General features: G+C 38.2%; 12 protein-coding genes. All 12 read left to right on the top strand.

The window, feature by feature from the left end; genetic code table 11:
• The first annotated feature begins 446 nt into the window (after nt 1–446).
• The 12 genes from MHB48_RS15415 (at nt 447) to MHB48_RS15360 (ending at nt 11483) form a co-directional block, all read left to right on the top strand.
• Nucleotides 447–1625: an ATP phosphoribosyltransferase regulatory subunit gene (locus tag MHB48_RS15415; RefSeq protein WP_342598836.1), complete on the top strand. Its 1179-nt coding sequence runs from the start codon at nt 447–449 to the stop codon at nt 1623–1625.
• Entirely contained in the window at nt 1618–2247 is a 630-nt protein-coding gene (hisG, locus tag MHB48_RS15410; protein WP_342598835.1) for an ATP phosphoribosyltransferase, read from the top strand. Before MHB48_RS15415 ends, hisG begins: the two co-directional genes overlap by 8 nt.
• An 8-nt stretch (nt 2248–2255) precedes the next feature.
• On the top strand, nt 2256–3545 hold the full coding sequence (gene hisD / locus MHB48_RS15405; RefSeq protein WP_342598834.1) for a histidinol dehydrogenase: 1290 nt from the start codon (nt 2256–2258) through the stop codon (nt 3543–3545).
• On the top strand, nt 3538–4134 hold the full coding sequence (gene hisB, locus MHB48_RS15400) for an imidazoleglycerol-phosphate dehydratase HisB (protein WP_340922843.1): 597 nt from the start codon (nt 3538–3540) through the stop codon (nt 4132–4134). The genes hisD and hisB overlap by 8 nt, the downstream gene beginning before the upstream one ends.
• 85 nt (nt 4135–4219) lie before the next feature.
• On the top strand, nt 4220–4963 hold the full coding sequence (gene hisA, locus MHB48_RS15395; protein WP_342598833.1) for a 1-(5-phosphoribosyl)-5-[(5-phosphoribosylamino)methylideneamino]imidazole-4-carboxamide isomerase: 744 nt from the start codon (nt 4220–4222) through the stop codon (nt 4961–4963).
• The gene (hisF, locus tag MHB48_RS15390) at nt 4957–5712 is read left to right on the top strand and encodes an imidazole glycerol phosphate synthase subunit HisF (RefSeq protein WP_342598832.1); all 756 of its coding nucleotides are present in this window, start codon (nt 4957–4959) and stop codon (nt 5710–5712) included. Before hisA ends, hisF begins: the two co-directional genes overlap by 7 nt.
• The gene (gene hisIE, locus MHB48_RS15385) at nt 5709–6335 is read left to right on the top strand and encodes a bifunctional phosphoribosyl-AMP cyclohydrolase/phosphoribosyl-ATP diphosphatase HisIE (protein ID WP_342598831.1); all 627 of its coding nucleotides are present in this window, start codon (nt 5709–5711) and stop codon (nt 6333–6335) included. The genes hisF and hisIE overlap by 4 nt, the downstream gene beginning before the upstream one ends.
• A 77-nt stretch (nt 6336–6412) precedes the next feature.
• Nucleotides 6413–7939 carry a tetratricopeptide repeat protein gene (locus tag MHB48_RS15380; protein WP_342598830.1) on the top strand — a complete coding sequence of 509 codons (1527 nt, stop codon included), beginning with the start codon at nt 6413–6415 and terminating at the stop codon, nt 7937–7939.
• A 69-nt stretch (nt 7940–8008) separates the two neighbouring features.
• Nucleotides 8009–8959 (top strand): thioredoxin-disulfide reductase, encoded by a 951-nt coding sequence (trxB, locus tag MHB48_RS15375; RefSeq protein WP_342598829.1) that lies wholly within the window; start codon nt 8009–8011, stop codon nt 8957–8959.
• Between the two features lie 200 nt (nt 8960–9159).
• Nucleotides 9160–9642, top strand: coding sequence for an 8-oxo-dGTP diphosphatase (locus MHB48_RS15370; protein WP_342598828.1), 483 nt, complete (start codon nt 9160–9162; stop codon nt 9640–9642).
• The gene (gene rapZ, locus MHB48_RS15365; protein WP_342598827.1) at nt 9635–10519 is read left to right on the top strand and encodes an RNase adapter RapZ; all 885 of its coding nucleotides are present in this window, start codon (nt 9635–9637) and stop codon (nt 10517–10519) included. Before MHB48_RS15370 ends, rapZ begins: the two co-directional genes overlap by 8 nt.
• Nucleotides 10520–10523: 4 nt before the next feature.
• Nucleotides 10524–11483 (top strand): YvcK family protein, encoded by a 960-nt coding sequence (locus MHB48_RS15360; protein WP_342598826.1) that lies wholly within the window; start codon nt 10524–10526, stop codon nt 11481–11483.
• Nucleotides 11484–11520: the final 37 nt, after the last annotated feature.

Below are 11520 nucleotides of genomic sequence, written 5' to 3'. Positions count from 1 at the left end.
TAATATACGAACATTTATAACTTTGTTGATTGAAGCGGCAGGCGGCGACTCCAGCGTGATGAGTGAGACAGATAAGCCATCACAAACGACGCGTGCGGCGGTGATGGCTTTTCGCTCCCCCAGCGGAAAGCGTCCGCCTATAGCGGAAATCAACTATACTTTATTCCGTGAAAATATATATTCCTTTAGTATTGCTAGTTTTTTCATTTAAATTGGAATGATGAAATGGAATCAGTTGTTTTTTATTTAAAAACTAAATATTATGTGCCGAAAATCCGCGAAAAGAGAGCCGATTTCCGGCAGGTACCAACATGATCGTTTAAAAGCCTTTACTTTAAATAGTGCAAGATTGTGTCATGTTGACGAACAGATTAAAATACGCTAAAATTGAAATAATTTATCATACTAGTTCTCTAGTGAAGTGAAGTAATTTTAGGGGTGATGAAATGAGTAAAATTCAAATGTTCGAGAAACCTCTAGGAATGAGAGATTCATTTCCGGAAGCAAATGAACAAAAAGAATATATCCGTTCAACAGCAAGAGATTTTATACGAAACAAAGGGTATGACTTTATTAAAACGCCATCCGTGGAGTATTTTGAAACGATCGGGAAAGCATCGGCAATTGATGAGTCTTCATTGTTTAAATTAGTAGATAATCAAGGTGAAATGCTCGTCCTACGTCCAGATATGACGACTCCTATTGCAAGAATTGCAGCTTCAAAATTATTGAAAGAAAAAAATCCATTGCGTTTAGCGTATTATGCAAATGTTTTCCGTGCACAACAGCGAGAAGGCGGGAGACCAGCAGAGTTTGAGCAACTAGGTCTTGAGCTAATCGGCGACTTTAGTGCTTATGGAGACAGTGAAATTATTTATACAGCCGTAGAGCTTTTAAAGGCTCTAGGGATAGAGAACTTTAAAATTACTATTGGACATGCAGGAATGCTGACAGCGTTTTTAGCTAATCATACAAATTCAGCCGAACAGGTGGATATTCTAAGACAACTTCTAGTGGAGAAAAACATGGTAGGATTTACGCAAAAACTAGAGGACTTGGGACTAGACGTAGAGCAAAAAGAAACACTTACAAAGTTAGTGAATTATACGATAGATTCTAAGGCGGTAGAAGATTTTCGACAGTTTTTAACGGCGGAGCAGCAAAATTTAATGGAGCAGGTGGAACAGCTTCAGCATTTATTGGAATTACAATTAAGTGATTCCTCCATCGTTTCTTTCGACTTTTCGTTGGCAAGTCATATGAGCTATTACACGGGAATGTTATTTGAAATTCATGCAGCCGGAAGTGGGTTTCCTATTGGAAACGGCGGTAGATACGATGAGTTATTTAAACATTTTGATGAAAAAGTGGGAGCAACTGGCTTTGGGATTCGAGTGGACAGAATTTTAGAAGTGTTACCTAAAAATGAAGTAGAAGAAAAACATACGCTGATTTTATTCGATGAAGGATCTTACTCAAAGGCAAACGTGTTAGCTGAAGCGAGAAGAAAAAATGCAGAACGTATTACGCTTCAATATATGGATAGCGTCAATGACTTAGATACCTTTAAACAAAGCTTTGATGAAGTGATAATTGTCTCAGAAGGTGGTTCTTTACGTGAATGAGTTAACAATTGCGATGCCGAAAGGGCGTATTTTCGAAGAAGCATATAAATTATTTGTAGAATCAGGATTTGATTTACCTAAAGAAATTAGCGATTCTAGAAAGTTAATCGTGGAAGCTCCTGAAGAGCGTATTCAATTTATTTTAGCGAAGCCAATGGATGTACCCGTATATGTGGAGCACGGGGTTGCGGATATTGGAATTGCTGGGAAAGATGTATTATTAGAACAGAATCGAGACGTACACGAGTTAATCGATTTACGTATTAGTAAGTGTTATATTGCAACTGCAGGACTCCCTAATACGACAATGAATGAGATAGCACCACGAGTTGCGACAAAATATCCGACTATTGCTACGAACTTTTATAAAGAAAAGGGAGAGCAAGTGGAAATCATCGAGCTAAATGGTTCTATTGAGTTAGCTCCGATGATAGGACTTGCTGATCGAATTGTCGATATTGTTTCAACAGGGCAAACGCTAAAAGAAAATGGGTTAGTGGAATATGAAAAGATTGTAGATATTTCCTCTCGATTAATTGTAAATCCTGTTAGCTATCGAGTGAAAAGTGAACGAATTCAAGCATTTGTCGCACAATTAAAAAATGAACTGAATAAAAGGTAGGGAACGCTATGAGAATAGAAAAGCTTACGGATATAGTTTCATTACAACGCTCTGTGGAACAAGCAAATGTCGATCACTTAACAACGGTTCGTCAAGTAATTGAGGATGTCCAAAAGAATGGAGACGAAGCGCTCTTTAATTATACGGAGAAATGGGACGGGGTAAAACTTTCATCTCTACAAGTAACGAAAAAAGAAGTAGAAGAAGCTTTTGCTAGCTTTGACCCACAGTTGATCCAGGACTTGGAGGAAGCTGCAGCAAATATCCGTGCCTTTCATGCCCAACAAGCGCGTCAAGATATAGACTTTCCTTTAGCTAAAAATTCTTATATTCAATATAAAATATCTCCTTTAGATGCTGTAGGATTATATGTCCCTGGGGGCACTGCAGCCTATCCGTCTTCCGTATTAATGAATGCGATACCAGCGCTTGTAGCAGGTGTAAATCGAGTAGTAATCGTTTCACCTCCATCAAAAGATGGAAAGCTACCTGCCTCTGTACTAGTAGCAGCTCGAATTGCTGGCATTACAGAAATATATAAGGTAGGGGGAGCGCAAGCTATTGCGGCTCTTGCCTATGGTACGGAAACAATAAAATCGGTAGATAAAATTACTGGCCCTGGTAACAGTTATGTTGCACTTGCCAAAAGAGAAGTGTTTGGTCAAGTAGCAATTGATATGATCGCTGGCCCAAGTGAAATAACGATTATTGCAGATCATACGGCTTTTGCGGATGAAGTAGCAGCCGATTTATTAGCGCAAGCAGAGCATGACCGATTTGCTAGTTCTGTATTAATTACTACAAGTGAGCGTCTCGCAGAACAAGTCGCAGCTGAAGTAGAAAAGCAATTACTGCTACTTCCAAGGGAAGAAATTGCGAGAGCTTCTATTGAGAACTTTGGTCGCATTTATATTGCAGAATCATTAGAGCAAGCTGTAGAAGCTGTAAATGATCTAGCTCCTGAACATTTAGAGATTATTACGGAGCAGCCAGAAGAGCTAAGTAAAAAAATAAGACATGCAGGTGCCATATTTATCGGCAGATTTAGTAGCGAGCCCGTAGGAGATTATTTTGCTGGTACGAACCATGTGCTTCCGACAAATAGCACAGCGCGGTTTTCTAGTGGATTATGTGTAGATGATTTCGTCAAGAAAACAAGTATTGTGTATTATTCAGAAGAAATGTGGCAAGAGCAATATCCTAAAATTGCACGTTTAGCAAGACTAGAACAATTAGAAGGACATGCTCGATCAGTGGAGTCAAGAAGCTGGGTTAAAGGGGATTCAAAAAATGACTAATAAAAGAACGGCCAAAATAGAAAGAATGACAAATGAAACAAAAGTATGGGTAGAAATTGATTTAGATGGGGAAGGCAAAGCAGAAATCGATACAGGCGTACCATTTATGGACCATATGCTTGATCTTTTTACAAAGCATGGTTTGTTTAATGCGACGATAAAAGCAAATGGAGACACGCATATTGATGATCACCATACGACAGAGGACATTGGAATTGTACTAGGGCAAGCGGTGAAAGAAGCGTTAGGCGATAAAAAGAGCATTAAACGTTACGGAAATGCATTTGTTCCAATGGATGATGCCCTTGCACAAGTCGTCATTGATATTTCGAATCGTCCTCATTTAGAATTTCGTGCACAGTTTCCGACGCAAAAAGTTGGAAACTTCGATACCGAGCTTGTACATGAATTTTTGTGGAAGTTCGCACTGGAAGCCCGAATGAACGTGCATGTCATCGTTCATTATGGTGCAAACACGCATCATATGATCGAAGCCATTTTCAAAGCACTAGCACGTGCCATTGATGACGCTATTACGAAAGACGAACGAGTGAAAGGTGTTCCTTCCACTAAAGGTTTGCTTACATAAGAAAAGCGCAAGGCGCATGTAGGATAGACTGACATTAACTAGAAAAGAGATACTTTGTTATTGGGAGAAAAGGGAGAGAATAAACATGACGTCCATTCAAGTATACCCAGCGATTGATATGAAAGGCGGAAAATGTGTCCGACTATATCAAGGGGATTATGAGCAAGAAACCGTTTATGGAGATTCTCCATTTGAAATGGCAAAAAAGTTTGCAGATGAAGGCGCAACATGGATTCATTTAGTAGATTTAGACGGTGCAAAAGATGGCGAAAAGATTCATGCCAATGAAGTCATTCGTATAGCAAAAGAGCTTCCAGTGCGTGTGCAAATTGGTGGAGGTATTCGTTCAAAAGAAGACGTAAGCTATTATTTAACTAATGGTGTTACGCGTGTCATCATTGGAAGTCTGGCAATTTCACAGCCTGAGCTTGTGGCTGAGTTACTAGAAGAGTTCGGAGGAGACCGAATTGTCATTGGATTAGACGCAAAGGACGGTATGGTAGCAACACATGGCTGGTTAGAAACTTCCACACAATCAGCGATTGAGGTGGGACAATATTTTGCTTCTAAAGGGGCTAGGCATGTTATTTTTACCGATATTGCAACAGATGGCACACTACAAGGCCCTAATTTAGCAGCAAACAAAGAGTTGGCAGAAGCAACTGGTCTTTCTATCATTGTTTCAGGAGGCATAAGCTCCTTAGAAGATCTTGGAGAAGTAGCGAAACTATCGAAAGAGACAACGGTCGGTGGAGTAATTACTGGCAAAGCACTCTATAATAACCGCTTTACGTTAAAGGAAGCTTTGCAGGAGGTTACTAAATGGTAAAGAAAATTATTCCGTGTCTAGATGTAAAAGATGGACGAGTTGTAAAAGGAATTCAATTTGTCGGGCTAAGAGACGCGGGAGATCCTGCTGAGCTAGCTGCATTTTATAATAAAGAAGGCGCTGACGAACTAGTGTTTTTAGATATTTCGGCATCTATTGAAGGGCGAGATACTATGCTTGAAGTGGTGAAAAAAACAGCTTCTCAAATTTCGATTCCTTTAATCGTAGGAGGCGGAATTCGTACAACGGAAAATATGAAGCAACTACTAGATGCTGGAGCAAGTAAAGTGTCCATTAACAGTGCAGCAATTGACAATCCGACTGTCATTACGGAAGGTGCAAAAACATTTGGTTCCAATAAAATCATTGTCGCAATTGATGTCAAATGGTCTGTAAAAGAGGAAGATTGGATCGTATACACACATGGCGGCCAAAAGAAAACAGATTGGAAAGCTGTAGACTGGGCAAAAGAAGTTGAAAAGCTTGGTGCAGGAGAAATATTACTTACAAGTATGGACCGTGATGGAGAAAAAGATGGCTATGATCTCGCCATTACCAAACAAGTGAAGGATGCTGTTTCGATCCCTGTCACTGCTAGCGGTGGTGCTGGAAGTGTAGAACATATATTAGCTGCATTCACAGAGGCAAACGCGGATGCTGCACTTGCAGCTTCCATTTTTCATTTTAAAGAAACAAGTGTGCGTGAAGTGAAAAACTACGTTCGAGAAAAAGGAGTGGAAGTAAAGTGACCAACTTACAATTCGATGATAAAGGGCTTATTCCTGTAATCGTTCAACATGCTCTTACAAGAGAAGTTTTAACACTTGCATATATGAATGAAGAAGCTTATACAAAAACAGTAGAAACGAAAGAAACGTGGTTTTTCAGTCGCAGCAGACAAGAACTTTGGCATAAAGGAGAAACATCTGGCAACACGCAGCAGGTAGTTTCTATACGTACCGATTGTGATTCCGATGCGCTAATAGTAGAAGTGTTACCAAAAGGTCCAGCATGTCATACCGGTGAAGAAACTTGCTTCCATACTAATCTGGAGAAATTTGATGAAACGGTAGGATATAATGTAGTCACTTCATTGATTAACATTATTGAAGAAAGACAAAAAAACATGCCAGAAGGCGCGTATACTACTTACCTATTTGAAAAAGGCGTAGATAAAATTTGTAAAAAGGTTGGAGAAGAATCTGCGGAAGTGATTATCGCTTCTAAAAATAATGATGGAGAAGAATTGAAGTGGGAAGCAGCTGATCTTCTGTATCACTTGCTCGTTCTTCTACAAAACCAACAAGTCAGCTTCTATGATCTGTTACAAGTATTAAAAAAAAGACATGAAACGAAAGCAGATAAAAAATAATACTTTATGATATACTGAAGAATATACTGATAAGGGACGTTTATAGAACGTTCCTTATTATTTTTCGGAGGACTAACTTGAATAAAAAAAGTAAAAAGATATTAAAGGAAAACATCATTTCGTTTTTGCCTACTGGCGAATATTACTATAAAAAAGCACTAGATGAACTACAAAAAGAACAATATGAAAAAGCACATAAGTATTTAAAACGAGCTGCAGATTTAAGTCCAGATGACCCACTAATCCTAATGCAATATGCTATTTTGCAAATGGAATTAGACAAATTTGACTTTGCACATGAGCTGTTAAGAAGTGCTCATGCCATTGATCCAAATGAATCAGAAATTATTTTCTTTTTAGCAGAAGTGAACGCTCATTTAGGAAATTTTATGGATGCAAACCGATTTGCAAAAATGTATTTAGAGAAGGATACTCGTGGCGAGTATACAGAAGAAGCAATAGAAATTGTAGACTTCACGGAGCAAGAGGATATCGCATCACTTCAAGTGGATACACCTTCCAGTGAAGCTCTTTTTTTACAGGAAAAATCTCGCCGTTTAATGGAACAAGGGAAATTTCCAGAAGCTGTAGAATTGTTAGAATCCCTCATTACGGATCACCCTGATTTTTGGGCTGCGTTTAATAATTTAGCACTTGCTTATTTTTACATTGGAGAAGAAGAGCAAGCAAAAGCCTTACTCCATGAGGTATTAAGAGAAAATCGTGGAAATATCCATGCACTCTGCAATTTAGCAGTCATTCATTATTATGAAAAAAATACCGAAGAGTTAGAAGAAATAACCGATTTTCTAACAAAAATTAATCCTTACTTTATCGAACATCGATATAAATTAGGGGCTACGTTTGCGTTAATTGGAAAATATGAGCAGGCATATAAGTGGTTGCGAAGCTTACAGCGTAAAGGGTTTGAAGGAGATCCAGGTTTTTATTTCTGGCTTTCTCATTCTGCTTATTTCTCTGGCCACGAAGAGGCTGCGCGAAATGCATGGAAGGCCTTATTAAAACTGGATCCAGAAAAAGCGGGCTTTGAACCATGGCTTCCTCAAATGAAAGACTTGATTGAACCTGCAACGGACCAGCAAAAAGAGCTCATTCTGGAAAAACTGGAAAATAAACATGTCAGTGAGCGTATATTCGGCTTTTACTTACTAGGGAAGTCAAAGCATCGAAATGAAATTATTGCTCATCCCAAATGGATTGTCGTGGAAGAATTAACGACAATGGAAAAGTTATTTTTAGCTAATTCGTTAGGGCATCCTTTTGAAAAAAAATCTGTAGCGGAAAAAGCATTTTTAAGAGCAATTGCCACTACTGATTTACTATACGATAAATATAAACCTTTAGAGCAATCAGCTACCTATTTATTTCAAATGTGGTTTGTATTAGTCGAGCGTGCATTAGAAAAGGGTTATGGGTTTAAGAATCCTCGAGCACTTGCAGCTGCTACTGAATATATGTTTGAATCTTCACGCTCCAAAAATGTGACGAAAAAACAATATGCAGATCAATACGGAATTACTACTTCAACGCTTACGAAATACGTCAATGAACTAATGCATTTTTTGCCACTTTTCGACGCGTAGGCAAATAAGTTGAAGAGGACATAAAAATTAGTTAGATTGATGTTAGTAGTATTGTAGGAGGAATTAGAGATGACAGAAGAAAAAATATATGATGTGATAATAATCGGAGCAGGACCTGCAGGAATGACTGCTGCAGTGTATACTTCTCGTGCAAATCTATCTACTTTAATGATTGAACGTGGGATTCCAGGTGGTCAAATGGCGAACACAGAAGAAGTAGAAAACTATCCTGGCTTTGAAACAATTTTAGGGCCTGAACTTTCGACAAAAATGTTTGATCATGCCAAAAAATTTGGCGCAGAATATGCTTACGGAGACGTAGCGGAAATTGTTGATGGTGAAGATTATAAGACCGTAAAAGTAAGTGGGAAAGAATATAAAGCGTTAGCAGTTATTATTTCCTCTGGTGCGGAGTATAAGAAAATGGGCATTCCAGGAGAAAGCGAGCTTGGCGGACGCGGAGTAAGCTATTGTGCAGTTTGTGATGGTGCATTCTTTAAAGGGAAAAACCTTGTAGTTGTCGGCGGAGGAGATTCTGCTGTTGAAGAAGGAGCCTTTTTAACTAAATTTGCCAATAAAGTAACAATTGTACACCGTCGCGATCAGCTTCGTGCTCAAAAAATCTTACAAAACCGAGCATTTGCAAACGAAAAGATTGATTTTATTTGGAACACAACTTTAAAAGAAATCAATGGAACTGATGGTAAAGTGAGCAGTGTTACTTTAGTTTCAACTGTTGATGGTTCTGAAAAAGAATTCGAAGCAGATGGGGTTTTCGTATATGTGGGCATGTTGCCATTAACTAAACCATTTGCAAACTTAGGAATTTTAAACGAAAATGGCTATATCGTGACGAATGAAAAAATGGAAACTTCTGTACCTGGTATATTCGGTGCTGGGGATGTGCGTGACAAAACACTTCGCCAAATTGTTACTGCAACTGGTGATGGAAGTATTGCAGCACAAGAAGCGGCGCACTTTATTGAAAAGTTAAAAGATAAAGCAACTACAAACGCTTAAGATGACATTTTTTCTTAATCCATTTGTAATCGTCTTGAAATAAATAAAGTGTATAGTAAATTATATAAATTGACCCCCTTTTTATATAGAAAATATTTGAACAGGCTGTTTCTCGATTTTAATCGTGAAGCAGCCTCTTTTTGTGAAAATTAATGTATAATAAAAAGTATTAACAGATGGAAGATGCGGAGTGACAATTCGTGCAAAGAATCGCTAATTTACTTGTATGTAAAGATGATCAAGTACTTTTATTAAAAAAACCAAGAAGAAACTGGTATGTGGCACCAGGTGGCAAGATGGAAGCAGGAGAGTCCATTTTAGTTTCTGCTATAAGAGAGTTTACAGAAGAAACGAATGCCATTCCTATTCAACCTCATTTAAAAGGTATTTATACAATGGTTATCGAAGAGAATGGTGAACGCAAAGATGAGTGGATGCTATTCACATTCATTGCAAAAGATTTAGAAGGCACACCATTTCATGAAACAAGAGAAGGCGTTTTAGAATGGCATCCAGTAGAAGCGTTACATCACCTGCCAATGGCAGAAGGGGATCGAACAAATTTATTATTTGCTGTTCAACAAAAAGGAATGCAATATGGAACGTTTGTTTACACAACTGATTTTTCATTGATAAAAGAAACAATTCAGCAGTCTTCGGAGGGAGAGGTAAACAATGGATAGTCTACAAAAGCTTGAAACTGAAGTCGTCATCATCACGGGTATGTCGGGAGCAGGTAAAACTGTAGTAATTCAAAGTTTTGAAGATCTTGGCTATTATTGTATCGATAACTTACCGCCGGAACTTTTAAGCACATTTATAAAGCTAATGATTGATTCAAATAAACAACCACGGAATATTGCAGCCGTAATGGATTTACGCGGGGGAGATATGTTTCATTCCTTAGTCGAATCAGTCAATCAGCTTCAAGAAGCAACAGCTGTGACACCAAAGGTTTTATTTTTAGATGCACAAGATGAAGTGTTAGTAAGAAGATATAAAGAAACAAGACGTTCTCATCCACTAGCTAATTCTGGTTTACCGTTAGATGGTATAAAAATGGAACGAGAGTTATTATCTGATTTAAAAGGAAGAGCGCAATTTATTTACAATACGTCTAAAATGAAGCCGCGTGAATTACGGGAAAAAATCCAAGATGAATTTTCAGCAAATGGTAGCAAGGTGTTTACAGTCAATGTAATGTCTTTTGGATTTAAGCATGGAATTCCTATTGATGCCGATCTAGTTTTTGATGTCCGATTTCTTCCTAATCCATACTATATAGAAGAGTTGCAACTGAAATCAGGGTTAGATGAAGAGGTTTCTAGCTATGTATTAAAATGGGCTGATACTAAAACGTTAATTGACAAGCTAACCGATTTGTTTATATTCATGATTCCCCAATATAAAAGAGAAGGTAAAACGCAGTTAGTTATAGCATTCGGATGCACTGGTGGACAGCATCGATCCGTTACGTTAGCAGAGTATTTCGGTAAATTGTTAAAAACGGATGATAAAACTGTTATTACGCATCGAGATGTTACAATTAGAAAGGATTGACTTAATGGATCGTCCAACACACCGAAAGAAAATAGTCATTATCGGTGGTGGTACGGGATTATCAACCTTACTTCGTGGCTTAAAGAAGTTTCCAGTGGACATTACAGCGATTGTTACGGTTGCAGATGACGGAGGAAGTTCTGGTCGCTTACGGGATGATTACGATATTCCACCACCCGGTGATATTCGAAATGTCCTGGCTGCTCTATCAGAGGTAGAGCCGCTAGTAGAAGAAATGTTCCAGTTTCGTTTTTCTAATTCGGATGAATTGGAAGGACATTCTTTAGGGAATTTAATGATAACGGCGTTAACTTCTATTACAGGAGATTTTGCCCACGCCATTCGAGAGATGAGTCGTGTATTAAATATACATGGGAAAGTTCTACCCGCCGCTAATCAATTAGTAACGCTTCATGCACAGTTTGAGGATAAAACAATTATTAGTGGGGAATCTAAAATACCGGACTATGGAAAGAAAATAGAGAAAGTGTTTATTTCTCCAGCAGATGTAAAACCTTTACCAGAGACGATAAATATCATTCGACAAGCCGATATCATCGCAATTGGTCCAGGAAGTCTATATACTAGTATTTTGCCAAACTTATTAGTAGAAGATATCAAGAAAGCAATTATTCGTTCTAAGGCAAAGAAAGTATATATATGTAATCTGATGACCCAGGCTGGAGAAACGAGTAATTATACTGCATATGACCATGTAGAAGCGTTAATCAGCCATGTGGGAGAGAATTTCTTGGATACGCTGTTAATTAGTAATGAAGAAATTCCAGAAAACGTGCAGTTTTTGTACAAACAAGAGAAAGCATCACCTGTCAAAATAGATGTAGAACGATTAGAAACATTAGACATAGAAATCGTTAAAAAAGACATTTCAGTCGTGTATGATGGAGCAGTTCGTCATGATGCGATGGAAATAGCGAAATGGCTTGTAGAATATGCAGGGTGAATTACAATTAGATACATAGTTGGAAATTGTAATCGCT

The organism is Psychrobacillus sp. FSL H8-0483 (assembly GCF_038637725.1).
In the GTDB taxonomy this organism is placed as follows: domain Bacteria; phylum Bacillota; class Bacilli; order Bacillales_A; family Planococcaceae; genus Psychrobacillus.
Note: the sequence above shows the minus strand (reverse complement) of the source record. Positions and strands in the feature narration are given on the sequence as shown.